Source organism: Actinophytocola sp. (assembly GCF_036378875.1).
Taxonomy (GTDB): domain Bacteria; phylum Actinomycetota; class Actinomycetes; order Mycobacteriales; family Pseudonocardiaceae; genus Actinophytocola.
This window is the reverse complement of the sequence record NZ_DASUVO010000100.1, coordinates 104,575-130,209: the sequence shown is the minus strand read 5'-3', so window position 1 is coordinate 130,209 and position 25,635 is coordinate 104,575. Positions and strand designations below refer to the sequence as shown.

The 25,635-nt window shown below is 69.4% G+C and carries 25 protein-coding genes; 16 read left to right on the top strand and 9 right to left on the bottom strand.

Annotation, left to right across the window (positions count from 1 at the left end):
- Positions 1-53: 53 nt before the first annotated feature.
- Positions 54-620, bottom strand: a complete 567-nt coding sequence (locus VF106_RS28860) for a dihydrofolate reductase family protein (protein ID WP_330843008.1) — start codon at positions 618-620, stop codon at positions 54-56.
- Between the two features lie 29 nt (positions 621-649).
- The gene (locus VF106_RS28855) at positions 650-856 is read right to left on the bottom strand and encodes a YciI family protein (RefSeq protein WP_330843007.1); all 207 of its coding nucleotides are present in this window, start codon (positions 854-856) and stop codon (positions 650-652) included.
- A gap of 135 nt (positions 857-991) precedes the next feature.
- Here VF106_RS28855 and VF106_RS28850 point away from each other — a divergent pair, with 135 nt between their 5' ends.
- The 3 genes from VF106_RS28850 to map are packed head-to-tail and all read left to right on the top strand — an operon-like array spanning position 992 to position 4,519.
- Entirely contained in the window at positions 992-1,846 is an 855-nt protein-coding gene (locus VF106_RS28850; RefSeq protein WP_330843006.1) for a GNAT family N-acetyltransferase, read from the top strand.
- A gap of 21 nt (positions 1,847-1,867) precedes the next feature.
- The gene (locus tag VF106_RS28845; protein WP_330843005.1) at positions 1,868-3,652 is read left to right on the top strand and encodes a penicillin-binding transpeptidase domain-containing protein; all 1,785 of its coding nucleotides are present in this window, start codon (positions 1,868-1,870) and stop codon (positions 3,650-3,652) included.
- A 9-nt stretch (positions 3,653-3,661) separates the two neighbouring features.
- Complete coding sequence (gene map / locus VF106_RS28840) at positions 3,662-4,519, top strand: type I methionyl aminopeptidase (RefSeq protein ID WP_330843004.1); 858 nt, start codon at positions 3,662-3,664, stop codon at positions 4,517-4,519.
- Positions 4,520-4,845: 326 nt separating this feature from the next.
- Here map and VF106_RS28835 read toward each other — a convergent pair whose 3' ends face one another.
- Positions 4,846-5,547, bottom strand: a complete 702-nt coding sequence (locus VF106_RS28835; protein ID WP_330843003.1) for an alpha/beta fold hydrolase — start codon at positions 5,545-5,547, stop codon at positions 4,846-4,848.
- A gap of 34 nt (positions 5,548-5,581) precedes the next feature.
- On the opposite strand from VF106_RS28835, the gene VF106_RS28830 reads away from it, so the two are divergent.
- A complete protein-coding gene (locus VF106_RS28830) occupies positions 5,582-7,075 on the top strand; it encodes a cobyric acid synthase (RefSeq protein WP_330843002.1) in 1,494 nt (497 codons plus the stop codon).
- A 135-nt stretch (positions 7,076-7,210) separates the two neighbouring features.
- Here the strand turns inward: VF106_RS28830 and VF106_RS28825 are convergent, their stop codons facing one another.
- Positions 7,211-8,575 (bottom strand): mycothione reductase, encoded by a 1,365-nt coding sequence (locus tag VF106_RS28825; protein WP_330843001.1) that lies wholly within the window; start codon positions 8,573-8,575, stop codon positions 7,211-7,213.
- Positions 8,576-8,594: 19 nt separating this feature from the next.
- Positions 8,595-9,131: a YbhB/YbcL family Raf kinase inhibitor-like protein gene (locus VF106_RS28820; RefSeq protein ID WP_330843000.1), complete on the bottom strand. Its 537-nt coding sequence runs from the start codon at positions 9,129-9,131 to the stop codon at positions 8,595-8,597.
- A gap of 115 nt (positions 9,132-9,246) precedes the next feature.
- On the opposite strand from VF106_RS28820, the gene VF106_RS28815 reads away from it, so the two are divergent.
- Entirely contained in the window at positions 9,247-10,299 is a 1,053-nt protein-coding gene (locus VF106_RS28815) for a M48 family metallopeptidase (protein ID WP_330842999.1), read from the top strand.
- Here the strand turns inward: VF106_RS28815 and VF106_RS28810 are convergent.
- A complete protein-coding gene (locus tag VF106_RS28810; protein ID WP_330842998.1) occupies positions 10,293-11,243 on the bottom strand; it encodes a carboxymuconolactone decarboxylase family protein in 951 nt (316 codons plus the stop codon). The two genes, VF106_RS28815 and VF106_RS28810, sit on opposite strands and share 7 nt — an antisense overlap.
- Entirely contained in the window at positions 11,240-11,791 is a 552-nt protein-coding gene (locus VF106_RS28805) for a peroxiredoxin-like family protein (protein ID WP_330842997.1), read from the bottom strand. The genes VF106_RS28810 and VF106_RS28805 overlap by 4 nt, the downstream gene beginning before the upstream one ends.
- 71 nt (positions 11,792-11,862) lie before the next feature.
- Here VF106_RS28805 and VF106_RS28800 point away from each other — a divergent pair, with 71 nt between their 5' ends.
- Entirely contained in the window at positions 11,863-12,465 is a 603-nt protein-coding gene (locus tag VF106_RS28800; protein ID WP_330842996.1) for a TetR/AcrR family transcriptional regulator, read from the top strand.
- Here the strand turns inward: VF106_RS28800 and VF106_RS28795 are convergent.
- Entirely contained in the window at positions 12,462-13,295 is an 834-nt protein-coding gene (locus VF106_RS28795; RefSeq protein ID WP_330842995.1) for a M15 family metallopeptidase, read from the bottom strand. The genes VF106_RS28800 and VF106_RS28795 overlap by 4 nt on opposite strands.
- A 112-nt stretch (positions 13,296-13,407) precedes the next feature.
- Here VF106_RS28795 and VF106_RS28790 point away from each other — a divergent pair, with 112 nt between their 5' ends.
- Both VF106_RS28790 and VF106_RS28785 read left to right on the top strand, forming a co-directional pair.
- On the top strand, positions 13,408-14,199 hold the full coding sequence (locus tag VF106_RS28790) for a S1 family peptidase (RefSeq protein ID WP_330842994.1): 792 nt from the start codon (positions 13,408-13,410) through the stop codon (positions 14,197-14,199).
- 22 nt (positions 14,200-14,221) lie between these two features.
- A complete protein-coding gene (locus tag VF106_RS28785) occupies positions 14,222-14,653 on the top strand; it encodes a GNAT family N-acetyltransferase (RefSeq protein ID WP_330842993.1) in 432 nt (143 codons plus the stop codon).
- Between the two features lie 3 nt (positions 14,654-14,656).
- On the opposite strand, the gene VF106_RS28780 is transcribed toward VF106_RS28785, so the two are convergent.
- Entirely contained in the window at positions 14,657-15,805 is a 1,149-nt protein-coding gene (locus tag VF106_RS28780; RefSeq protein ID WP_330842992.1) for an 8-amino-7-oxononanoate synthase, read from the bottom strand.
- A gap of 141 nt (positions 15,806-15,946) precedes the next feature.
- On the opposite strand from VF106_RS28780, the gene VF106_RS28775 reads away from it, so the two are divergent.
- From VF106_RS28775 to cobA, 8 genes are all read left to right on the top strand, one after another.
- A complete protein-coding gene (locus tag VF106_RS28775) occupies positions 15,947-16,750 on the top strand; it encodes an ABC transporter ATP-binding protein (protein ID WP_330842991.1) in 804 nt (267 codons plus the stop codon).
- Positions 16,738-17,520, top strand: coding sequence for an ABC transporter ATP-binding protein (locus VF106_RS28770; protein WP_330842990.1), 783 nt, complete (start codon positions 16,738-16,740; stop codon positions 17,518-17,520). The genes VF106_RS28775 and VF106_RS28770 overlap by 13 nt, the downstream gene beginning before the upstream one ends.
- Positions 17,517-19,283, top strand: coding sequence for an AMP-dependent synthetase/ligase (locus VF106_RS28765; protein ID WP_330842989.1), 1,767 nt, complete (start codon positions 17,517-17,519; stop codon positions 19,281-19,283). The genes VF106_RS28770 and VF106_RS28765 overlap by 4 nt, the downstream gene beginning before the upstream one ends.
- 160 nt (positions 19,284-19,443) lie before the next feature.
- Entirely contained in the window at positions 19,444-20,340 is an 897-nt protein-coding gene (locus VF106_RS28760; RefSeq protein WP_330842988.1) for a branched-chain amino acid ABC transporter permease, read from the top strand.
- Positions 20,341-20,399: 59 nt separating this feature from the next.
- A complete protein-coding gene (locus VF106_RS28755) occupies positions 20,400-21,431 on the top strand; it encodes a branched-chain amino acid ABC transporter permease (RefSeq protein WP_330842987.1) in 1,032 nt (343 codons plus the stop codon).
- Between the two features lie 16 nt (positions 21,432-21,447).
- Positions 21,448-22,719 carry an ABC transporter substrate-binding protein gene (locus VF106_RS28750; RefSeq protein ID WP_330842986.1) on the top strand — a complete coding sequence of 424 codons (1,272 nt, stop codon included), beginning with the start codon at positions 21,448-21,450 and terminating at the stop codon, positions 22,717-22,719.
- Between the two features lie 206 nt (positions 22,720-22,925).
- Positions 22,926-23,741, top strand: coding sequence for a S1 family peptidase (locus VF106_RS28745; protein ID WP_330842985.1), 816 nt, complete (start codon positions 22,926-22,928; stop codon positions 23,739-23,741).
- Positions 23,742-24,397: 656 nt separating this feature from the next.
- Complete coding sequence (gene cobA, locus VF106_RS28740; protein WP_330842984.1) at positions 24,398-25,597, top strand: uroporphyrinogen-III C-methyltransferase; 1,200 nt, start codon at positions 24,398-24,400, stop codon at positions 25,595-25,597.
- Positions 25,598-25,635: the final 38 nt, after the last annotated feature.

Sequence of the window (25,635 nt, the reverse complement as noted above, 5' to 3'; positions counted from 1 at the left end):
CTCCCACGCGGTGACACCGACCCGCCTCACACGATCTTCACGGAATCACTCATCTAGTCGCGCACGGCCGCGTACCGGAGGAGGACCACGCCGGACGGGAAGGTGCGGTTCTCCACCAGTTCGAGCTTCAGCCACTCGTCCAGGTGCGGGAGGTACGGCGTGCCGCCACCGACCGCGACCGGCGTGACCGCCACCTGGAACTCGTCGACCAGGCCGGCCCGGACCAGGGGCGCCGCCAGCGAGGCGCCGCCGACCTCGATCAGGCCGTCGGTCTCGGCCTTCAGTTTGGCGGCGACCTCCACCACGTCGCCGCGCTCCAGGCGTGAGTTCCAGTCCACCTTGTCGAGGGTCTTCGAGAAGACCACCTTCGGCATGGCCCGCCACAGCCGGGCGAACTCCGCCTCCACAGGGTTGACGTCAGGGGCCTGGTCGGCCGTCGGCCAGTGCGCGGACATCAACTCGTAGAGCTTGCGGCCGTACAGCGACACCGCGATGTTCCGCGCCTGGTCGTTCCAGAACTGGTGTAGCTCGTCGTCCTGACCGGCCCACGGGATCTGACTGTTCGCGTCCGCGATGTAGCCGTCCACCGAGACGCCCATACCGTATGTGAGTTTGCCCATGGTGGTGAGACTGCCCGGCGGGGCAGAACTCATCGGCCCGCGAGCTCTCGGACCTCCACGTCGTCGTGGGGCACCCGCCTGGCCCACTCGTCTGCCTCCGCGCGGGTGTCGACCTCCAGCAGCCAGAACCCGGCCGCCTGGTCCCCGGCCAGCAACACTCCCGCCTGGACAAGCTCGTCGTGGTATCTGGCCATGGCCAGGTCGTCGCCGGGATGAGTGAGGATCACGTATCGCATGGGTGGCTCCGATCACGGTGAGGACGTCCATCTGCACGTCGTGTCAGATCACGGCGAATCGACAGGTCGGTGGCAAATTCTGTGGGTCACCGGCCTCGTCTGTATTGACGCCCGCGAATCTGGCACGCTGGAAGCGTGTTGCGGCTAGCGGGAGCACGGCTGCTCGATGAGCGCGATCGGTTGGCCGTGCGTGCGATGCTCATGGCGGATTCCGTCGCGTCCTGCATGGTGGCGTCGCGGATCGAGAACCTCGGTATGGACCCCTGGCGGCTCGGTGGCGAGTTGTGGGGCTGCGACTCCCGCGGGTTCCGCGGCGGTCGGCTCGACTCGCTGTGCTTCGCCGGATCCAATCTGATTCCCTTGCAGGGCAACCGGTCGGCGCTTCGCGCGTTCGCCGATCGGGCGCTGCGACGCCGGCGCATGTGCTCGTCCGTCGTCGGTCCGGCCGAGCAGGTGCTCGGGCTGTGGTCGGAGCTGGAACTGGACTGGGGACCGGCCCGTGAGGTGCGTGCCGACCAACCGCTGATGTCGATGAGCAGAGCGCCGAGCGTCACGCCGGACCCGCTGGTCCGTCCGGTCCGCCCGGACGAGCTGGACCGTTACCTGCCCGCCGCGATCGACATGTTCATCGAGGAGGTCGGCGTCGACCCCCGTGCGGGCGACGGCGGGTCGAGCTATCGCGCGCGTGTGGCGGAGCTGATCTCCGCCGGCCGCGCGTTCGCCCGGTTCGAGGGCGGCGAGGTGGTGTTCAAGGCGGAGATCGGCGCGCTGTCCTCGGCCGTCGGGCAGATCCAGGGCGTGTGGGTGCACCCGGACCGGCGCGGCCACGGCCTCGGCACGATCGGCACGGCCGCGGTGGTCGACCGGCTCGTGCGTGGGTTGGGACGGACCGCGAGCCTGTACGTGAACTCCTACAACGTGGTCGCACAGTCCACGTACAAGCGGATCGGCTTCGCCCAGGTTGGTCAGTACGCCACCGTCCTGTTCTGAACTTCGGGCATACTCGCCGCCGTGCGCGTGACCCGACTGTTCTGTGCCGTGGCCCTGCTCTCCGGTCTTGTCGCGGCCTGTAGTTCGGAGCCCAAGCCCGAGGACTCGGCGAACTCGTTCGTCGCCGCGTTCGCGAAGGGGGACTTCGACGCGGCCGCCAAGCAGACCGACTCCGTCGACACCGCGAAGAAGCAGATGTCCGACGTGCGGAAGGCACTCGAGCCCGAGAAGGTGAACGCCAAGGTCCTGGAGGTCAACCAGGCCGACGGCGCCACCACCGCGAACGTCATCTACAAGCTCACGTGGGAGCTCGGCAAGAACCGCACCTGGTCGTACGAGAGCCACCTCGAGCTGCGTGGGCAGGACGGCGGGTGGCAGGTGCACTGGAGTCCGACGATCATCCACCCGAAGCTCTCCCAGGGGCAGGCGATCGCCGTGCAGGGGCAGCAGCCGGAGCTCGCGCCCGTGCTCGACCGGGACGGCAACCTGATCCTCGAGCCCGACCGGGTCGTCTCGGTGCTGCTCGACAAGGACAAGGCCGGCGACGTGAACGCGGTGGCCGGCGCGCTCGCGACCGCACTGTCCGGCCTCGACGCCACCATCACGCAGGCCTCGATCCTCGACGGCGCGAACAAGACCCCCGCCGGCCAGCCGTACCAGGTGGCAGCGCTGCGGATCGGGGACTACGAGGCGGTCAAGCCGGCGATCTACGACCTGCCCGGCGTGCGGTTCACCTCGGCGCCGCGGCTGCTGCCCCAGGACAAGGCGTTCGCGCCGACGGTGCTGCCCGGTATCCGCAAGGTCGTCGAGGACGACCTCACCGGCAAGGCGGGCTGGCGGGTGATCACGACCGACCCGACCGGCGCGGAGGCCGAGGAGCTGTACGCCAAGGCCCCGGAACCCGCGAAGGCGGCGACCACCACGCTCAGCGTGGGTGTCCAGACGGCGGCGCAGGCGGCGGTGAGCACCGAGCCGACCCCGTCGATGATCGTCGCGATGCAGCCGTCGACCGGTGAGCTGCTGGCGGTGGCGCAGAACGCGGCCGCGGACACACAGGGCCCGCTCGCGCTGACCGGCCGGTACCCGCCGGGCTCCACGTTCAAGATCATCACGGCGGCCGCCGCGATGGGCGCCGGCACGGTCAGCGGGTCCACCCCGGTCGGCTGCCCGGCCACGATCACCATCCAGGGCCGCGAGATCCCCAATTCCGGGAAGTTCGACAAGGGGACCATCCCGCTGTCGACGGCGTTCGCGGCCTCGTGCAACACGACGTTCGCGCAGCTGGCGTCGGACATGGGCGACTCCTCGCTGACGGACACGGCCAAGAGCCTCGGGCTGGGTATCGACTTCGTCATGCCGGGCGCGACGACGATCACCGGGTCGGTCCCGGCGACGTCGAACGTGGTGGAACGCGCCGAGGACGGCTTCGGGCAGGGCAAGGTCGTGGCCAGCCCCTTCGGGATGGCGCTGGTGGTGTCGTCGGTCGCGACCGGGAAGATGCCCACGCCGTCACTGCTCCGTGACTCGACGACGAAGGCGGACTCGACCCCGCCGGTGGTGACCCCCGCGGTGCTCGACCAGGTGCGGACGATGATGCTGGAGATGACGCGGTCACAGCCGTCGCTGGCCGGCTTCCCGGACCTGCGGGGCAAGACGGGCACGGCCCAGTACGGCGACGGGACGCGCTCGCACGGGTGGTTCGTCGGCTACCAGGGTGACCTGGCGTTCGCCGTCCTCCTGACCGAGGCCGACGTGTCCAGCAAGGCGGTGGCAGCCGCGGCCAGGTTCCTGGCCGGGCTGTCCTAGGGTGGGGATATGTCCGTACGCGCCCCGTTGAAGCCTGGTGTCCAGTCGCCGTACCGCCCGGTTCCCGCCGTCATCCCGCGGCCGGAGTACGTCGGCAAGCCGGCGCCCGTGCGGAACGTCGAGCCGTGGGTGCAGACGGCGGAGACCATCGAGGCCATGCGGGTGGCGGGCCGCATCGCCGCGCAGGCCCTCGCGGAGGGCGGCAAGGCGGTGAAACCGGGCGCCACCACGGACGACATCGACGCGGTCGTGCACGAGTTCCTGCTGGACCACCACGCGTACCCGTCGACGCTCGGCTACCGAGGCTTCCCCAAGTCGTGCTGCACGTCGCTGAACGAGGTGATCTGCCACGGCATCCCGGACACGACCCGTATCGAGGACGGCGACATCGTCAACATCGACGTGACGGCGTTCATCGGCGGCGTCCACGGCGACACCAACGCGACGTACCTGGCGGGCGACGTCGACGAGGAAGTCCAACTGCTGGTCGAACGCACCCGCGAGGCGACCATGCGCGCGATCAAGGCCGTCCGTCCGGGCCGCGCACTGAACGTCATCGGCCGCGTGATCGAGTCCTACGCGAAGCGGTTCGGGTACGGCGTGGTCCGCGACTTCACGGGCCACGGCATCGGCCGCTCCTTCCACAGCGGCCTGGTGATCCTCCACTACGAGGAACCCACGGTCGACACGGTGATCGAGAAAGGCATGACCTTCACGATCGAACCAATGATCACCCTGGGCGGCATCGACTACGACATCTGGCCCGACGGTTGGACGGTCACCACCAAGGACAAGAGCTGGACCGCCCAGTTCGAACACACCCTGGTGGTAACCGAAGAAGGCGCAGAAATCCTGACGCTGCCCTGACCCCGCCGATCCCGCTGGTCTCACCTCGGCCCCGGCCTCCGGCCCCCGGTTTCCAGCCTCTCACGAGCCACCGACATTTCCGGCGCACGAGCCCGCGGTTGCCCACAACCCGCGCGTGTCCAACGCCCGAGACCCGCGTGTCCAACACTCACGACCGGTGAGTTCAACAATTCGGTCATCCGCGATTTGTTGAACTCACCGGTCCAGATGGTTGGACACGCGGGTCTCCTGTGTTGGACACGCGGGTTGTCCACAGGCGGTGGTCGGCGCGGCCGGGAATGTCGGTGGTCGCCGCTAGGCTGGATGTCGGGGGGCCGGAGGCCGCCTCAGAGCAGGGCGGCCAGGACTTCCAACACTGCTTGTGCCACTGGGGCCGGGGTTGTGGCCGGGGCCAGGTGGTGGGTGTCCAGGCGGCGGACCGGCCAGCCCAGTTCCTCCGCGTTTCTCGCGTCGGTTTCGTACGCGGCGGACAGTTGGACGTAGCCCGCCGGGCCTTCCCACGTTACGTCCGGGCGTTCCTCCTTCAGGAACGCGATCGGGACCTCCGGGGCCTCGTCCGCTATTTCCGCGCGCAGGGTCTCGTCCGTGACCAGTGTTTCCAGTGGGTTCGGGTCGAACCAGCGGTGCCAGCGGGGGAGCTGGCCTTCTCGCGACAGCGCTCGCAGCTCCGAATACAACGACGAAGGGGCCGTGTCGCGCCAGGAGCGGCCGGGCGTGGGGAGGCCCGCGTCCACGTACACCAGGCCCGTCACCGCCTCCTCCAGGGAGTCCGCGAACGCCGGCAGCAACGGTCCCGCTCCGCTGTGACCGATCAGCACCACCGGACCCTCCAGGAGCTCCTCGCTCATGGCGTCCGCGAACGCGCCCAGTAGCACCTGGTGCACCGGGGGTGCCACCACCGACGGTCGCAGGTCGAGCAGAACCGCCGGGTGGCCCATGGCCGCGAGCTCGTCGGCGAGTGGTCGTAGGCTCGCCGGGCCGAGGAACGGGCTGTGCACCAGGACGGCGGTGACCGGGGTGGCGGACATGCCCGCATGATGGCAGGTGACGGAAGGGGCGGGGATGCGGGGAGCGTTGCTGGTGGCCGGCACGTCGTCGGACGCCGGGAAGAGCGTGCTGGTTGCCGGGATCTGCCGGTGGTTGGCGCGACGAAACGTCTCCGTCGCGCCCTTCAAGGCCCAGAACATGTCCAACAACTCGGCCGTCACCGTCGACGGCGGTGAGATCGGCCGCGCACAGGCCATGCAGGCCCGCGCGGCCGGCCTCGACCCGTACACCCGGTTCAACCCCGTCCTGCTCAAGCCCGGCTCGGACCGCAGCTCGCAGGTCGTCATCCTCGGCAAGCCCGCCGGCTTCCTCCACGACTACCGGGAGCGAAACTTCAAGGACGTCGTACTGTCCACATTGGAGGAACTGCGAACGGACTTCGACGTCGTCGTCTGTGAGGGCGCCGGGTCGCCCGCCGAGGTCAACCTGCGCGACAGGGACATCGCCAACCTCGGGCTCGCCCGGGCCGCCGGCCTGCCCGTGCTCGTCGTCGGCGACATCGACCGCGGCGGCGTGCTCGCGCACCTGTTCGGCACGCTCGCCGTCCTCGACCCGGCCGACCAGGCGATGATCCAAGCCTTTGCCGTCAACAAGTTCCGCGGCGACCAGACACTCCTCCAACCGGGACTCGACTGGCTCACACAGGAAACAGGCCGCCCCGTGCTCGGTGTCCTGCCATGGCGCGAGGAACTCTGGCTCGACACCGAGGACTCCCTGTCCTACGCGGCGGACGGTGTCGTCGGCCGGCCGAGGCCACCGCTCGGCGACCAGTGGCTGCGCGTGGCCGTCGTGCGCCTGCCCCGCATCTCCAACGCCACCGACGTCGAGGCCCTCGCCTGCGAGCCGGGGGTGGCCGTCCGGTTCGTCACCGAGCCGTCCCGGCTCGCGGACGCCGACCTGATCGTGCTGCCCGGCACGAAGTCCACTGTGGACGACCTGCGTTGGTTGCGGGAATGTGGACTCGCCGACGCCATCGCCCAGCTGGACACCCCCGTGTTCGCCATCTGCGGCGGCTACCAGATGCTCGGCCACCGCATCGTCGACCACGTCGAGTCGGGCCGCGGCGAGATCGACGGGCTCGGACTACTCGACCTCGACGTCGAGTTCGCCCCGGAGAAAACCCTCACCCGCCCGGCCGGCACGGCGTTGGGTCACCCCGTCACCGGCTACGAGATCCACCACGGCCGCGTGTCTCGCCAGCCGTCACCCGCGCTAGTCGAGCTAGCCGACGGGACACCGGAAGGCGTTGTCACCGACCGAGTGATGGGCACCCACTGGCACGGCCTCCTGGACAACGACGACTTTCGCCGCGACGTCCTGCGGTGGGTCGCCGACCGCGCGGGCAGAACCGGGTTCACCCCCGCCCCGGACGTGTCGGTGACGGCAGTGCGGTCCGCGCAGCTCGACGTACTGGCCGACCTGGTGGCGAACCACCTGGACACCACCGCACTGGAAAACCTCATCGAGCACGGCCCAACCCCACTGCCACCCCTGAAAGTCCACCGCTAACCGCGAGTCTCGCTTCTGGCCCCCGCGAGTCGCGCGTTCAGCACCCCCGAGTGACGGTTTCGGGTACAGGCGGGCGTTCACGAAAACGCAACTCGCAGGGGCCGAGAGCGCGACTCGCGATGTCACCAGCAGGGGTTAGTCGAGGGGGAGGTTCAGTAGGGCGTTTTCCACCAGTTCTGGCATGGCCGGGTGGATCCAGTACTGGCCTCGTGCCATGGTTCGGGCGTCCAGGCCGAAGCTCATCGCCTGGATAAGGGGCTGGATCAGTGTGGAGGCCTGCGGGCCGATGATGTGGGCGCCCAGCAGTTGTCCGGAGCCAGGGTCGGCCAGCAGCTTCGCGAAGCCGGTCGTGTCCTCCATCGCCCAGCCGTACGCGATGCCGGCGTAGTCCTGCTTCGACGTCACGTAACGGAAGTCCCGCTCGCGGACTTCCTCCTCCGTCGCGCCCACCGAGGCGATCTGCGGTGCGGTGAACACCGCATGCGGTACGTACCGGTGGTCCGCCGCGATCGGTGCTTCGGGGTTCAGCAGGTTGTGCTGCACGACCCGTGCCTCGTGGTTCGCGACGTGCTTCAGTTCCAGCGGCGAGCTGATGTCGCCCAGCGCCCACACGTCCTCGGCGGTCGTGCGCTGGAACGAGTCCACGACCACGTGCCCGTCCGGGGTGACCTCGACGCCCGCGGCCGGCAGGTTCAGCAGGTCCGAGTTCGGTGTGCGTCCGATGGCCACGAGCACGAGGTCGGTCTCGACGACGTCGCCGTCCAGATCGAGCAGGATCCCGCCAGGGCCGCGGGACGCACGCAGCACCTTCCGTTCCAGGCGCACGTCCCACTTCTGCCGGGCCAGTTCGGTGAACCGCGCGCTGATGTCGCCGTCCTCGTGCCGCAGCAACCTGCTCGACCGCGCGATGACGGTCACCTCGACGCCGAAGGACGAGAACACGTGCGCGAACTCGGCCGACACGAAGCCGCCCCCGATGATCGTGATGCGGCGGGGCAGGGCGTCGAGCCGCATGATCGTGTCGCTGGTGTGGTAGCCGACCTCGTCGAGCCCCGGCACGTCCGGGAGGACCGGCCGCCCACCAGCCGCGAGCACGATCCGGTCCGCCGTGACGTGCTCGCCGCCGATCTCCAGCGTGCGCGGCCCGGTGAACCGCGCCGTTTCCTCGTACACGGTCACGTTCGCGTTGTCCTGGTGGTGCAGGCGGTACTCCCGCCCACCCGCCGCGATCGGGTCGATCCGGCCGAAGATCCGATCGCGGATGTCGGTCCAGCGCACGCCGTCCAGCGTGGCGTCCACCCCGAGCCGTGCCCCCGCTGCCGGCGCCGAGGCCAGGTCGGCGGGGTGCACGAACATCTTCGTCGGGATACAGCCCACGTTGAGGCAGGTGCCGCCGAACACACCCTTCTCGACGATCGCGACCCGCCAGCCGGCGAACCGCCGGTCGAGGATCGAGTTACCGGAGCCCGTGCCGATGATGAGCAGGTCGTAGTGCGTCACGGGCCCCATTCAACATGTTTCAGTGCTGGTAGGTCGGCGTGATGACCGCACGGGCCAGCGTGTGGAACGCGAGATTGAAGCTCACGAACGCGGCGGAGGCGTTCTCGTCGACCTCCAGCTTCTCCACGTCGACCGCGTGCACCACGAAGAAGTAGCGGTGCGGCACGTCGCCCTGCGGCGGCGCGGCGCCGCCGTAGTCACGGGTCGAGAAGTCGCTGCGCACGTGGAACGCGTCGCCAGGCAGGCTGGCGTCGTCCGCACCCGCGCCGGCGGGCAGCGACGTGGTCGAGGCGGGGATGTTGACCGCGATCCAGTGCCAGAACCCGCCCGGAATGGGGGCGTCGGGGTCGAAGCACGTCACCACATAGCTCTTCGTCCCCTCGGGCGCGCCCTCCCACGACAGCTGCGGCGAGGCGTTCTCGCCACCGGCCGAGCCGTGCACTGCGGAGAGCGGCAACTGCTGCCCGTCGGTCACGTCGGTCGAGGTGACCGTGAACGAGCCGACGGCCGGCAACAGCGAGTACGGGTCGGGCGCGGTGGGACGCTCGAGGCTCATCGTGTCTCCCAGTAGTGATCACTTTCGGGGTCGGATCCACCCTAGTCCCGGCGGAACTGACCCGCCGTTCACCGTCACGGGCATACGCTGGTCCAACGGACCGAGGGAGGCTGCCGTGACCGAGAACAACGACATCGAGTCCAGCGGAACGACCCGAGTGCGCTTCAGGGGGATCAGTCCAAGGGCCTACGAGCACCCCGCCGACCGCGGCGCCATGGCCGCACTCCGCGCGGTGCCGGGGGTGGCGGCCGTGTTGAAGGCGGTCGCCGGGATGTGGAACGAGCGCGCCGAGCGGCTGTTCACCCTCGCTTCTTCCATCCGGGTGGGGGAGAAGCAGTACCCGAAGATCAACCGGCTGCGTATCGACTGCGCCGAGACGCTCGACCTGGACACGGTGCCGGACCTGTACGTGTCGCGGCACCCGATCGCCAACGGGTTCGCCATCGGCATGGACCAGCCGTTCATCGTCATCACCACCGGGGCCGTCGAGGCGCTCGACCTGGAGAGCCTGCGCGCGATGATCGGCCACGAGACCGGGCACATCCTGTCCGGGCACAGCGTCCTGCGCACGCTGCTGCTGCGGCTCGTGCGCCTGCAGGCCACGGTGCAGTGGATGCCCCTCGGCGCGATCGGCCTGCGTGCGGTGATCGCCGCGCTCATGGAGTGGTTCCGCAAGGCGGAGCTGACCGCCGACCGTGCCGGGCTGCTCTGCTCGCAGGACCCGGCGGCCGTGCTGCGCAAGCACGTCTACATGGCCGGCGGCACCTCGATGGTGGACATCGACATCCCCGAGTTCATGCAGCAGGCCAAGGAGTACGAGGAAGTCGACGACATCCGCGACAGCATCCTGAAGATGATGACCGTCGAGGAGATGACCCATCCGTTCGTCGTGGTGCGTGCCGCGCAGCTGCAGCGTTGGGCCGCGTCAGAGGAGTACCGGGCGATCCTCGCCGGAGACTACCTGCGCCGCGACGGCGACCAGCCGACCTCGAACCTGATGGACGACATCAGGTCGGCCGGCCGGTCGTACAAGGAGTCGTGGTCCAACTCGACCGACCCGCTCGCCAAGGTGCTGAACGACGTCGGTGAGGCCGTCTCCGGCGCCGCCGGCAAGGTCTTCAGCCGGTTCGGCGGCGGCAACCGCGACGACGACGAGCCCGCTCAGTAGCCCGCTTCGACACGCGACACCGCGGTGATGGCGCCGTAGGCGAGCAGGTGCAGCAGGCAGTGCTCGCTGAACCGATCGCCGCGCCACGACGCGACGTCCTCGGTCGTGACCTTGCTCGGGGCGACCCCGGCCAGGATCGCCAGTGCCGCGCCGGGCCGGTCCTCCGGTGTGAGCGGCTCGAGTGACTCGGCCAGCCAGCCGCGGTCGCCACGTAGGCCGTCGTGCTGCCGGATCGTGTCCACGACGACCTTCCTGGCCGGTTCGGACAGCAACCCTCCGCCGCGGGTGGCCGCGTTCCGCAGCGCCACGTACGCCGGACCGACCGGACTGTCCCCGGCCCACGATGGCACCGACGCCGGCACCTCGGTGAGCAGGCGGAGGCTCTCGCCCGGCGTGCGTTGCCGCTGGATGGCCCGCGCGATCGGCGCGCCGTCGAACGCGCCCGGCTCGCCCTCCTTCATGGCGCCCGGCAGCAGGTCGCCGGCGAGCAGCACGTGCACGAGCCGGTTGACGAAGTGCAGGGCGAGTGCCGTGCCGATGAACTCGGGCGCCTCGACCGAGGTGAACGGTCGCGTGCCCCCGGACCGGGCCCACCGGACGAGGTCGGCGACCTCGTCCGGGACGTCGCCGCGTTCGAGTGCGTCCGCGACGTGCGAACCGCCGGCGAGCCGCAGGAACACCAGGTGCCCCGCGGTGTCGTAGGCGCACTGGTTCGTCCTGGACACCGTGACGGTCACGACTTCCTTGCGCCACCGGGGAACCGTGCCGGCCACCAGCGACTCACGCAGCAGCGCCCAGCCGGGGACGAGCAGCTCCGGCGCCTTCGAGAGCATCATGACCGCCGGGCCGATGGTGCTGAACTCCGCGTCCACCTGGTCGTAGACCGCGGCGACCTGGCCGGTCGCGTCGTCGGGCGGCACTGGCGTGACGTGGCGGAAGATCATGAGTGGTTCTCCTTGACCGGCAACAGGTTCAGCAGCTCGTCGACCGACCACTGGTCGTAGACGTGCTGGCCGTGGTGGCTCGCGAGCACCCGACCGTCCGGGGCGATGAGGAAGTCGGCCGGTAAGCCAAGGCGGCCGCCCTCGGGTTTCTGCGGTGGCAACGGCTTGCGCTTGCGCAGGACGTCCGGCAACCCCACCGCGATGGCCCGCACGATCGCCGGCCACGCCTTCGGATGCAGCAGTGAACGGGGCGTGGACTCGACGCCGAACTCGCGGTACAGGTCTTTCGCCGGGTCGGCGACCACGTCGAACGGTAGGTCGGCCACGTGTGGGCGCAGGTCGTCGACGTTCGTGTGGAACACCACGACCTCGTGGATCCCGGCGGCAACGACGTCCGCGTGCCGCGTGAGGAACGACCGCAGGTGGAGGTTGCACACCGGGCAGCCCGCGAAACGGCGGAACTGCAGGTGCACCAAGCGATCCGGGTCAGGCACGCGAATGCGCGCGTCGCTCGTGGTCACGAGCTGTCGTGCTGGCACATGGTCCACCTGAGACCTCCTCGACGTAGGCGTACAACGTACATCTACGAATGTACGCGTATCGCGTACGCTGTCAACTCGTGCCCCGACCCCGCTCGCTGACCACCGAACGCCTCGCGTCCGCGACCCTCGCCGTGATCGACCGCGACGGTCTCGACGCGCTCACCATGCGCGCGGTCGCGAAGGAGCTGGGGATGGCGACGATGTCGCTGTACCGGTACGTGACCGACAAGGGCGAGCTCGAAGTGCTGGTCGTGGACCACGTGCTGTCGGGTGTCGACCTGGCCGTGCCGCCCGGCGCGTGGCGCGACCGCCTCGCCGAGCTGTTGTCCCGCGTGCGCAAGGCCGTGATCGCGCACTCGGCGACGGTGCCGTTGTTGTTGCGGCACCGGCATTCCGTGCCCTCGTCACTCGTCCTGATCGAGGCGACGCTGGCGATCCTCACCGACGCCGGCTTCGCTGGGCAGGCGCGGGTCATCGCGCAGCGCACCATCGTCGCGTACCTGTTCGGGATGCTGCAGAACGAGCACTACGGTCCGCTCGCCGGCACCGGCACCGCCGCGATGGCCACGCAGAAGCAGTTCCCCCTGCTGGCCGAATCCGCCGCCCTCGCCAGGGAGGTCGCCGGCGACCAGGAGTTCCACAAAGGACTGGAGATCGTGTTGCGCGGCCTGGCGCCCTAGTTCCCGGTCTCGCTGAAGTGCTGGAAGTCCACCGGCGTGGTCCAGTCACCGCCCCACGACCAGCCGATGTCCGCGAACGAGTGGACCACGACGTCCCCCGGCTGGATCATGCCGGGCCGCGCGTTCACTCTGTCCACGTAGGACGACGCCAGCTCGGGCAGCACCAGGTCCCCCCGGATGTACGGGTTGCAAAACGGGTTCACGTCGATCGCCAGCCCGTACGCGTGTGCCGACCACCGTCGCTGCCCGACCGCGCTGCGGCACACGAACGCGGTCGTGTTGTTCCCATCGCCGGTCGGTGCCGCCGCCAGCTCGGCCGGGGTCACCACCCGCATCTCCTCGAGCGGGAATCGGGCGTCGAACAGGTTCCCGAACACGTTGGTGACCCCGTCCGCGACGCGGGCGTTGACGATCATCTCGCCGGTGTGCGCATGCCCGTCGAAGCCCCAGAACGACATCGTCAGGTAGCGGAGTTCTCCCGCGGTGACCGGGCAGGAGGGCTGCCACGTGCTGCGGGCCAACACGTCGGTGGGCAGGGGCGCGACGCTGGCGGCGTACCGGTCTCCTGCGGGCGGCGGCAGGTGGTCGACGGTCGGCAGCGCGCGGTTCACCAGCTCGGGCGGCGTCGGCAGCACCTCGCCGAACCCGTCCGGCCGCAGCGGCAGGGGGCTCGCGCCGACCGTCCACACTGGAGGCTTCGGCGCCGGGGTCGTGGTGGGACCGGCTGGCACTGTCGTCGAGGACGGGATGGGCGGCGCGGGTGGCGGGTTCGAACACCCGGCCAACACGCCACCGAGGAGCACGGCGGCCGGGACCAGGACTCTGTGCACCTCCCCAGGATGCCCGATCGAAGAGTTCACCCGGTCGAGGTACATGGTCAAGTTGCCCCTGGTGGTGCGGACCCGGAAGGGTCGAGCCAGCCAAAAGTGAGGAGACACACTGATGGGGGCGACCTCGCGGTTCGTTCGGCTGCTACTCGTCTCGACACTGGCCATGAGCGCCGTCGTGGTCGGGTTCACGCAGGCCGGCGCGGACCAGCAGATCGTCGGCGGCAGCCGGGCGAACATCACCGACCACCAGTACGCCGTGTACCTCACGACGTCCGAGGGTTTCCAGTTCTGCGGCGGCACGCTGGTCGACGACAACAAGGTCGTCACGGCCGCGCACTGCACCGTCGGCAAGCAGCCGACCGACCTCAGGGTGGTCGCCGGCCGCGAGGACAAGGAGAGCGGCGCGGGCATGGTCAGTGAGGTCCGCGACATCTGGTTCCACCCGCGGTACAGCGACGTCCGCTCCGGCGCGGACGTCTCGGTGCTGACGCTTGCGCGGCGACTGCCGTACGCGCCGCTGAAGCTGCCGACCAGGGACGACACGAACCTGTACACGCCCGGTCTGTCCGGGCTGATCCTGGGCTGGGGCCGCACGGCCGTCGACGGCGCACCGTCCCGCTACCTCATGCAGGCCAACGTCCCCCTGATGTCGGACCCCGACTGCGCCAACGCCTATCCGGCGTACAAGGCGGCCGCGATGGTCTGCGCCGGCGTCCCGCAGGGCGGCGTCGACTCGTGCCAGGGTGACTCGGGTGGTCCTCTCGTCGTGGGAGGCCGGCTGGTGGGCATCACCTCGTGGGGCGAGGGCTGCGCGGGCGCCGGCAAGCCGGGCGTCTACACCCGCGTGATCAACTACCTGGACGTGCTGGAAAGCAGGATCCACGGCCATCGCGGGTGGAGCTAGCGTCATCTGATATCCAGGAGACGTGCTGTACACCGCGACTGGCGACCAGATCACCGCCGCCCAGCTGTACCCGCTGCTCGCGCTGCGCTCCGCTGTGTTCGTCGTGGAACAGGAGTCCCTGTACGAGGACATAGACGGCCGTGACCTGCTGCCGTCCACCGTGCACGTCTGGTGGCAACCCGACGACGAGCCCCACGGCTACCTCCGGCTCCTGCGTGACCCAGACGGCACACACCGCATCGGCCGCGTCTGCACGGTGAAGACGGCCCGCGGCACGGGTCTGGGTGCGCTCCTGATGAAAGCGGCCATGGAACGCATCGGGGACGAGGCGGCCGTGCTGGAGGCGCAGACGTACGCCACGAAGTTCTACGCCCGCTTCGGTTTCGTCCCCGAGGGCGAGCCGTACCTTGAGGACGGCATCGAGCACATCACCATGCGCCGCCCGGCGGTCTGACGGCTACCGACCAGGGGCAGGCGCGCAGCGGGTGATCACCTCGACCGCGCGGTCCAGGTCCGCCTCGGAGAGATCCGCGCGGGCCGTCAGGCGTAGCCGGGACACACCGTCCGGCACCGACGGCGGCCGGAAACAACCCACCCACACACCCGCGGCTCGGCAGTCGTCGGCCCATGCCACGGCCTGCTCCGGGGTCGGGGCCAGCACCGACACCACGGCGGCGTCCGGTTCCGTCGCTTTCAGGCCGGCGGCACGCAGCCGCGACGCCAAGGTCAAGGCCACCGAGCGCACCCGCTCCGGCAGGGCGGGCTCGTCGCGGAGGATGTGCAGCGCCGTGAGCGCGGCTGTCGTGCTCGCGGGGGCCAGCCCGGTGTCGAAGATGAAGCTCCGTGCCGAGTTGACCAGGTGTTTGATCACCCGTCGGGGGCCGAGCACCGCGCCGCCCTGCGCGCCGAGCGCCTTCGACAGCGTCACGGTCGTCACCACGTCCGGTTCGCCGATCAGGCCCGCCTCGGCCACGGCGCCCCGTCCTCCGGGACCCAGCACGCCCAGCCCGTGCGCGTCGTCCACCACCAGGGCCGCCCCGTGCGTCCGGCACGCCGCGTGCAGCTCGCGCAGTGGCGCCAGGTCGCCGTCCACGGAGAACACCGAGTCGGTCACCACCAGTGCCCGTTCCGAACGCCGTGTCTTCAGCGCGTGCGTGATCGCTGCCACGTCGCCGTGCGGCATGACCGCGACGTCCGCCCGGGACAGCCGGCAGCCGTCGATCAGAGACGCGTGCAGGTAGGCGTCGGTCACGATCGCCGAGCCCTTGCCCGACAGCGTGGTCACCGCGCCCATGTTCGCCATGAACCCCGACGAGAACACCAGCGCCGCCTGCGTCCCGCAGAACGCGGCCAGCTCGTGCTCCAGCTCGATGTGCGTCTCGGTGGTGCCCGTGACCAGCCGCGATCCGGTCGACCCCGCGCCCCAGCGCAGCGCGGCCGCCGCGGCGGCGCCGGCTACCCGCTTGTCGCGGGACAGACCGAGGTAGTCGTTGCCCGCGAGGTCCAGCAGGTCCGAGTCGGCACGTCGCGGTCGCACCTGCCGCGTGAGGCCGGCGGCGCGCCGCTCGTCCGCACGTGTGTCGAGCCAGTCGAAAACCGAGGTCACGCCGACGAGTCTGACATCACCGCGCTCGCGGCCGGCTGGACCCCTACCCGGCTGGTAACGGGTTCGCCATGATCCTTGCCCGACACACCACGCCGGGTTACGGTCCGATTCTGACGTGATCGACGTCACGTGGAGTGGTCAATGGCATCGGTGCCTGTCCTGTCGGTCAACAACCTCGAGGTCGTGTACGACGACGTCGTCCTCGTCCTCCGTGGCCTCTCGCTCGACGTGCCGGACGGCGCGATCGTCGCGCTGCTCGGCGCCAACGGGGCCGGCAAGACCACCCTGTTACGGGCGGTCACCGGTCTGCTCGTCGCGCATCGCGGCAAGATCACCAAGGGTTCGGTGCGGGTCGCCGGCGACGACCTGACCAGCGCGGACCCGGCCGACGTGGTGCGGCGCGGGGTCGCACAGGTCATGGAGGGCCGGCGGATCTTCGCCGAGATGTCGGTCGAGGACAACCTGCGGGCCGGCGCCCACTCACGGAAGCGGTCTGAGTACCGCGAGCACGTCACCAGGGTGTTCGACCTGTTCCCGGTGCTCGCGCAGCGGCGGCGCGGGACGGCCGGCTACCTGTCGGGCGGTGAGCAGCAGATGCTCGCGATCGGCCGGGCGCTCATGGCCAGCCCACGGCTGCTGTTGCTCGACGAACCGTCGCTCGGCCTCGCGCCGCGGCTCGTGGAGCAGGTCCGCGACATCGTCGTCCAGATCAACGGGCAGGGCACCAGCGTCCTGCTGGTGGAGCAGAACGCGGTGATGGCGCTGTCCATCGCGAGCTACGGCTACGTACTGGAGGTCGGCAAGGTCGTGCGCGACGGCTTGTCTGCCGACCTCCTCGACGACGAGGACATCCGCGAGTTCTACCTCGGCGCCACCCCGGACGCGGGCAGGCGCTCGTTCGCGGAGGTCAAGAGCTACCGGAGGAAGAAGCGATGGAGCGCGTAGAGCGGGAGCCCCTTCTTGACGTGTGGGACCTGACGCTGCGCTTCGGCGGCGTGACCGCGTTGAATGGCGTCAGCTTCACCGTCGGGAAGGGCGAGCTGTTCGCCGTCATCGGCCCGAACGGTGCCGGCAAGACCTCCATCTTCAACTGCCTCAACGGCGTCTACCGGCCGCAGCGCGGCACGATCACCCTGGACGGCAAGCGGCTCAACGGCCGCTCACCCGCGACCATCGCCGGCATGGGCGTCGCGCGGACGTTCCAGAACCTCGGCCTGTTCGAGCAGCTGACGCTCATCGAGAACCTCATGCTCGGCCGCCACCACCTCATGCGCACCGGGATGCTCGCCGGGATGGCGTGGTGGGGCCGTGCGAAGCGCGAGGAGGTCGAGCACCGTGCCGCCGTCGAGGAGATCGTCGAGCTGCTGGAGCTGGAGCCGTTCCGCCGCACGCCTGCCGGGCTCCTGCCGTACGGCGTGGCGAAGCGCGCCGAGCTGGGGCGGGCGCTGGCGATGAACCCGACGCTGTTGTTGCTCGACGAGCCGGTCGCCGGGATGAACGTCGAGGAGACCGAGGACATGGCCCGCTACCTCGTTGAGGTCCGCCGAGAGCTGAACCTCGCGATGATCCTGGTGGAGCACGACACGCGACTCGTGATGGACCTCGCCGACCGGGTGCTGGCGCTGGACTTCGGCACCCCGATAGCCACCGGAAGCCCGGAGGACATCCAGCGCGATCCCAAGGTGGTCGAGGCCTATCTCGGAGGTGCGGCATGACGGCGACGTTGTGCGCGCGGCTGTTGGAGCACGTGCGGGAGCGGGGCGGCGAGGTCGCCATTCGCGAGAAGTACCGCGGGGTCTGGCGCTCGTGGACATGGGCGGAGTACGCGCAGCGGATCGCATCGGTGGCCGAAGGTTTGCGTGCGCTGGGAGTGGGGCCGGGGGACCGGGTGGCGATCCACTCGGAGAACCGGCCCGAGTGGGTGATCGCGGACCTGGCCGTGCAGGGCATCGGCGCGTGCACGGTCGGCGTGTACCCGACGTCGCCGGCCGCCGAGGTGGAGTACGTGCTCGCGCACTCCGAGACGACCGTATTGATCGCCGAGGACGAGGAACAGCTGGACAAGGCCCTGGAGGTGCGGTCGCGACTGCCGCTGCTGCGGCACGTGGTGGTGATCGACCCGCGTGGCGTGTCCGGCGACGTGCCGACGTTCGCTTCGCTGGAGGAGCGCGGCGGATCCCTTGCGGCGTACGAGGAGTCGGTGGCGGCGCTCGACCCGGACGACACCGCGATCCTCGTGTACACCTCAGGTACGACCGGGCCGCCGAAGGGCGCGATGATCTCGCACGCCAACCTGGTCGCGGCCGGCGAGACCGCGGTGGTGCTCGGTGCGCGGCGGGACGACGAGGTGTTGAGCTACCTGCCGCTGTGCCACGTCGCGGAGCGGTTGATCTCCGTGGTCGACGGTGTGTGGGTCGGCCTGGTGGTGAACTTCGGCGAGGGTGGACCATCGTTCCCACAGGACCTCCGGGACGTGCAGCCGACCGTTTTCCTTGGCGTGCCAAGGGTGTGGGAGAAGATGTTGGCGACTGTCGAGATCAGGATGGCGGACGCCTCACGGCTGAAGCGGTTGCTGTACCGGGCATGCATGCGGCAGGGCCGGCGGATCGCGCCCCGCCGGATGGCACAGCGGCTGACCGTGTTCGACCGGTTCGTGCTGGCCGCCTGCGAGGTGCTGGTTTTCCATGCCCTGCGGGAGAAACTGGGCATGTCGCGGGTGCGGTCGGCGATCAGCGGCGCCGCGCCGATCGCGCCGCAGGTGCTGGAATACCTGTGGGCCATAGGAATTCCCGTACGCGAGGGCTACGGGCAGACCGAGAACACGGCGGTCTGCACGCTGACCCCGGAAGGCGACATCCGGTTGGGGATGGTGGGCAAGCCGCTCCCCGAGGTGGAAGTGCGGATAGCGCCGGACGGCGAGATCCTGACCCGCTCGGCGGGCGTGTTCCAGGGCTACCTCAACGATCCGGTGGCGACGAAGGCAACGGTCGACGAGGAGGGCTGGCTGCACACGGGCGACGTCGGCGAACTGAGCGCGGACGGCTTCCTGCGGATCACCGACCGCAAGAAGGACATCATCATCACCGCGGGCGGCAAGAACATCTCCCCGTCGGAGATCGAGAACCGCCTGAAGGTGTCCCCGTACGTGCGGGAGGCGGTGGTGATCGGCGACCGCCGCAGGTACGTGACGGCGCTGATCGGCATCGAACTGGACACAGTCGGCAACTGGGCCTCCCGGCGCGGCCTGGCCTACACGACCTACGCCGATCTGACCACAAAGGACGAGGTCCGGCGTCTCATCGACGGCGTGGTGCAGGAGACGAACACCGAACTGGCACAGGTGGAACGCATCAAGCGCTTCACACTGATCAGCAAGGAACTGGACCACGAGGACGGCGAGCTGACCGCCACGCAGAAGGTCAAACGCCGCGCGCTGGAACAACGCTTCGACCCCGAAATCGAGGCGATGTACAAATGATCACAAAAGGCGGCGGCCCTATGCAGTATGTCACTGCAGCCCCCACCCGATCCCGGGGGCGTCCCGCCGTGCCAGTCTACCGGGTGGGGGTGACAGTTCCGGGTTGTTACTGGTTGGTTGTGGACAGCTCGGTCGCTGTGGACAACTCGGGGGTGGGCCGGTGACCGGGTTTCTCACCAACGTGTTCGCCGGGCTCGCGCTCGGGTCCACCTACGCGCTCGTCGCGCTCGGGTTCGTCGTCATCTACAAATCCACCGGTGTCATCAACTTCGCGCAGGGTGGACTGCTCGCGCTCGGTGCCTACCTCGGGTACACCTTCGCCAACGACCTCGCGGTCGCGTTCGGTGTCGCGATCCTCCTCGCCTGCGCGTCCGCCGCCGTCGTCGGCGCGAGTGTCGAACGGCTCGTGCTGCGTCGGATGGTCGGCCAGCCGCCGTTCGCGGTCATCATGATCACGATCGGTCTGCTGTTCGTCATCGAACCGCTCATCACCGCGATCTGGGGATTCGACAACCGGCCCGTCGACAACCCGTGGAACATCCAGACCGTCCAAATCGGATCGCTCGTGCTCGGCGTGCGTGACCTGTGGACCATCGGCATCACCGCCGTCGTGGTGATCGGCTTCTTCCTCTTTTTCCGGTACACACGTATGGGGCTCGCGATGCGGGCCACCGCGTTCGATCCGGAAGCAGCGCTCGCACAAGGGATCAGCGCTCGCCGGGTGTACGCCACGAGCTGGGCGATCGCCGCCGCCCTCGCCGCACTGGCCGGCATCACGCTCGCCGCCGGGCCCGGCGGGCTCCAGCCGTCGATCAGCTTCATCGCGCTGGCCGCGTTCCCCGCCATGATCCTCGGCGGCCTCGACTCGCCGGCGGGCGCGGTGCTCGGCGGCGTGATCATCGGACTCGCCGAAGCCCTCACGCGCGGCTACCAGGACGACCTGTTCTCCTGGGCCGGCGCGAACGTCTCACTGATCGTGCCGTACCTGCTCATGATCGTCATTTTGCTGATACGACCGTATGGGCTACTCGGCACGAAGGAGGTGAGGCGGATATGAAGCCCCACAGGAACCTCATACGGTCGTATGACCAAGATCTGCGCCTGTTCGGCTCACCCATGGCGAAGGTCGGTCTCGCGCTCATGCTCGGCACCCTCGTGGTGCTGCCGACCATCGTCCAGGACGACTTCTGGCTGTCCGTCCTCATCTACTCGGGCATCACGGCGATCGGCGCCATCGGTCTCAACCTGCTCACCGGCTACACCGGACAGATCTCGCTCGGCCACGCGTTCTTCATCGGCGCCGGCGCGTACGCGGCGGCGGTGGTCGGCGGCGACCTCGAGCTGCCGCTTCCCGTGTGGCTACTGGCCTCCGCCGCGATCGGCGCGGTCCTCGGCGGGCTCATCGGGCCGTTCACGTTGCGGCTGCGCGGCCACTACCTCGCGATCGTCACGCTCGGGCTGATCTTCATCGGTGAGCACCTGTGGCGGAACCTGCGCGACGTCACCGGCGGCAACAACGGCACCTCGGTCGGCGCGCAGGCCACGCTCGGCCCGGTCGACCTCGGCGCGCTGGAGATCGCCGGCGAGAACTACTCACGCAACCAGGGCTACTTCTGGTTGGTGTGGGGGCTCGTCGCGATCGTCGCGTTGCTGGCCAAGAACCTCGTGCGTACCCGGCCCGGCCGGGCGCTGCGCGCGGTCCGCGACCACGACCAGGCCGCCGAGGTCATCGGCGTCCGCGCCGGCCGGTACAAGATCGGCGCGTTCATGGTGTCGAGCGCGATCGCCGCCATGGCCGGCGCGCTCTTCGGTTCCTACCAGCAACACGTGAGTCCCGACGACTGGACGCTGCTGCTGTCCATCCAGTACATCGCGATCATCATCGTCGGCGGCCTCGGCACGATCTTCGGCTCGATCCTCGGCGCGATCTTCGTCGGCGCCCTGCCCGCGCTCATCGACGAGTACTCCGGTGTCATCCCCGGTGTCTCGACCGAGGCGGGCGGCGACGGCTTCATCTCGGTGTTCGCGCTCAACCAGGCCATTTTCGGCTTGCTGATCGTGTTGTTCCTCGTGTTCGAGCCCCGAGGACTCGCCGGCATCTGGTTTCGGGTCAAGGCCTACTTCAAGGCCTGGCCGTTTTCCTACTGACGCAAGGAGGCGTCACATGCGGGTTTTCAAAGGTGCATTGGCGATCGGCTTCTCGCTGATCCTGGTGGCCTGCGGTGGTGCGGGGGAGGACGACGACGCGGGTGGCGGCGCGGCAGGCGCGCCGAGCAACACGGCCGGCTTCGACGGCAAGACGATCAAGCTGGGTGTCCTCACCCCGTTGACAGGCACGGTCGCGGTGATCGGCCAGCCGCTGACCGCGGGCAACGAGGTGTTCTTCGAGGCGCTCAACGCCTCCGGTGGCGTCGCCGGCAAGTACAAGGTCGAGCTGGTACAGGAGGACTCGCAGTACAAGACCGACGTCGCGGTCCAGAAGTACAACAAGATCAAGGGCGACGTGGTCGCGTTCACCCAGGTGCTCGGCACCGCGCCGACGCTCGCCGTGCTGCCACAGTTGAAGACCGACAAGATGCTTGCCGCGCCCGCGTCGTTGGACGCGTTGTGGGTCCGCGAGGAGAACCTGTTGCCGGTCGGCGGGCCGTACCAGGTCCAGGCCGTCAACGCGATGGAGTACTACTTCACCGACGGCGGCGGGTCGAAGAGCGACACGATCTGCACGATGATCCAGGACGACGTGTACGGCGAGGCGGGGCAGTCGGGCATCGACTTCGCCGCCGAGAAGTACGGCTTCAAGGTCGCCAACACCCAGAGGTTCAAGGTGGGCACCGAGAACTACGCCGGGCAGATCGGCGCGCTCGCCGGTGCCAAGTGCCAGGTCGTGTTCCTCGTGGCCACTCCGTCGGACGCGGCGAAGATCTGGGGCACCGCGGCGCAGGCCAGGTTCGCACCGCAGTGGTTCGGCCAGTCGCCGAGTTATACGGGTGCGCTCGCGAAGTCCGCTGTGGCGCCGTACATGCAGCAGTCGGTGCTGATCGTCGCCGAGGGGACCGAGTGGGGTGACGAGTCGGTGCCGGGGATGAAGGAAATGGTTGCCGCGGTGACGAAGTACGCGCCGGACCAGGCACCGGACTACTACTTCGCGTTCGGCTACAACCAGGCCCGCGCGATGACCGCGGTACTGGAGAAGGCCGTGGAGCTGGGCGACCTGTCGCGCGAGGGCATCCTCAAGGCGTCGAACGAGCTCGGCACGGTCAAGTTCAACGGGCTCACCGGCGACTACAAGTACGGTCCCGCGGAGACCAGGAACCCGCCGAGGACGAGCACGATCTTCGCGGTCGACCCGACGAAGCCGTTCGGCCTCAAGACAGTCAAGTACAACTTCACCTCGGACGCCGCGAAGGACATCGTGTTCGAGAAAGCCGATCTCTGAGGCACTTGCTGGCCGGGTGCGCCACGCCCGGCCAGCAAAGTCCATCCGTTCGTCGGGTTGGTGCCTTCTCCCAGGTCAGGGCCTCGTTTTTGACCTTTTTCACCCGTTCGGCCTACGACCTTCAGCCGTTGTGGTGCCTTGTGAGCGCCTTGTAGCTATGAGTGAGCTCGTGGCCACAACGAGCCTGAACAAGGGAGAAGGCAGGCATGGCTGAGGCAAGGCGTGTGTATCGCCTTATCGGGGTTGCCGCAGCGGCCCTCACCACGCTGGGCGTCGCCGCGTCGGTGTCCACCGCGAGCGCGGCGGAGCCGTCGTCGGATTTCCAGCCGATGATCATCGGGGGCGAGGAGACCACGATCGAGGAGAACCCGTTTGTGGTGGCACTGACCACACCGGACGGTTTCCAGTTCTGCGGCGGCACGATCGTCGCGCCGACGAAGGTGCTGACCGCCGCGCACTGCACGGAGGGCCAGTCGCCGTCGGACATCAAGGTGGTGGCGGGCCGCACGTCGCTCAGCGCCGGAGGGGGCACGACGGCGGGTGTGACCGACATCTGGATCCACCCGGACTGGGACTCGGAGGCACTGAGCAACGACGCGTCGGTGCTCACGCTCGACGCGTCGCTGTCCGAGGCGCCGGTCGCGCTGGCGTCACCGTCCGATGCGGACCTGTACGCGGCGGGCGCGAACAGCACGGTGCTGGGTTGGGGCGTCACCGAAAGTGGCTCCACTTCGGACACCCTGCGTAAGGTCGACATCCCGGTGACGGCGGACGCCACGTGCGCCGAGTCGTACGCCGACTCGTTCGACGCGGCGAGCATGGTGTGCGCCGGGCTGGCCGAAGGCGGCAAGGACAGCTGCCAGGGTGACTCGGGCGGCCCGCTGGTGGGAGCCGCCGCCGACGGCACCCGGAAGCTGATCGGCATCGTGTCGTGGGGCCAGGGTTGCGCGGAGCCGGACTTCTACGGCGTCTACGGCCGCGTGTCGGCGTTCCACGACGTGCTGCAGGACCAGATCGGCTGAGTTCGCATTCTGGGAAGGCCGCTCCGCCGCTGTGGGGCGGCCTTACCCTTGCCCAACAGGAAAATCCGGTGCGCGGGCGGCCGCCGGCCCCCGATCACCAGCCTACCGTGGAGCACCGACACGGACCGGCGCGGAAGCCCTCGCGGCCCCGGGTTGTCCACAGCCCAGGCGACTGTCCACAGCGGAGATCACAGCACCGCGGACTGTCGGCCCCCAGTGGTAGCGCCCGCGAACACCTCGCGTGTCCAACACCACGGACCCGCGTGTCCAACATTCTGAACCGCTGAGTTCAACAATGCGGGTTGGGCCGCGAGGTCGCTCGCGCTGTTCGGATGACGCGTTTTGTTGAACTCAGCGGTCTGGAGCGTTGGACACGCGGGTCTGGAGTGTTGGACACGCGGGGGTTGTGGGCAGGTGGGGTTCGTGTGCCGTGGAGTGTCGGTGCTCGCTGGTAGCGTGGAAATCGGGGGGCCCCTGGCGCATGAATGGGACTTTCGTCGGGGTTGGTGGGTGAATTCGTTGCCAGTGGGCGTTCGTGGCTCGGGAATTGTCGGTGCTCGTCGGTACTCTGGTGACCGGGGGGCCGGAGGCCGCCCGGTGGGGGTGTGGCGACCATGACCTCACCGCGCTCGCGCCCGTGGGGCATGCTGTCGGCCATGACTGAGTCGCACTACCTGGCTGGGTTGGCGTTGGCCGGACGTCGGGTCGTGGTGGTCGGCGGTGGGACGGTTGCCCAGCGCCGGTTGCCCCGGCTGGTGTCGTCCGGAGCCGTTGTCGAGGTGATCTCACCGTCGGTCACGCCGTCCGTCGAGGCGCTCGTGACCTCCGGCGCCGTGGTGTGGCACCAGCGGTCTTACGTGGACGGTGACCTCGACGGCGCGTGGTACGTGCTCTGCTGCACCTCGTCGCCATCGGTCAACGAGGCCGTGTCGGCCGAAGCCGAGCGCCGCCGGGTGTTCTGCGTGCGTGCCGACGCGGGGGAGGCGGGCACCGCCGTCACACCCGCGACCGGCAACCACGACGGGCTGCTGGTCGGGGTGCTCGCGGGCGGTGCGTTCCGGCGGTCGGCCGCGGTCCGCGACGGGTTGCTGGCCGCCCTTCGCGCCGGCTCGCTGCCGGTCGACCTGGCCCGCCCCACCGGGGTCGCGCTGGTCGGCGGTGGTCCGGGCGACCCGGACCTGATCACGGTTCGTGGCCGCCGGCTGCTCGGGCAGGCGGACGTCGTCGTGGCCGACCACCTGGCCCCGGCCAGTCTTCTCGAGGAGTTATCACCGTCAGTGACGGTCATCGACGCTGCGAAGCTCCCGTACGGGCGGGCGGCGTCCCAGGAGGCGATCAACGCCCTGCTGATCTCGCACGCCCGCGAAGGTCGCTTCGTGGTCCGCCTCAAAGGCGGTGACCCGTACGTGTTCGGCCGGGGGTTCGAGGAACTGCTGGCCTGCGCTGCGGCGGACGTGCCGGTCACGGTGGTGCCGGGTGTCACGTCGGCGTTCGGGGTGCCGGCGCTTGCCGGCGTGCCGGTGACCCACCGCGGGGTCGCTCACGAGGTGGTGGTCGTGTCCGGCCACGTCGCCCCCGGCGACCCGTCGTCGCTTGTGGACTGGCCAGCGCTGGCCGCGCTGCGCGGAACTCTGGTCCTGCTGATGGCGGTCGACCGTATTGGCGCGATCGCGGCGGCCCTCCTCGCCGGCGGCCGCCCGGGCGACTCCCCGGCGGCCGTGATCCAGGAAGGCACCACGGCCCGCCAACGCGTCGTGAAGTCCACGTTGGACACCGTGGCGGCCGACGTCGCCGCACACGAGATCCGCCCTCCGGCCATCATCGTGATCGGCCCGGTCGCCGCACTGGGTGACTGAGGAGCCCTGACGACAGCAGCCGCGCCGGGAACCCCGGC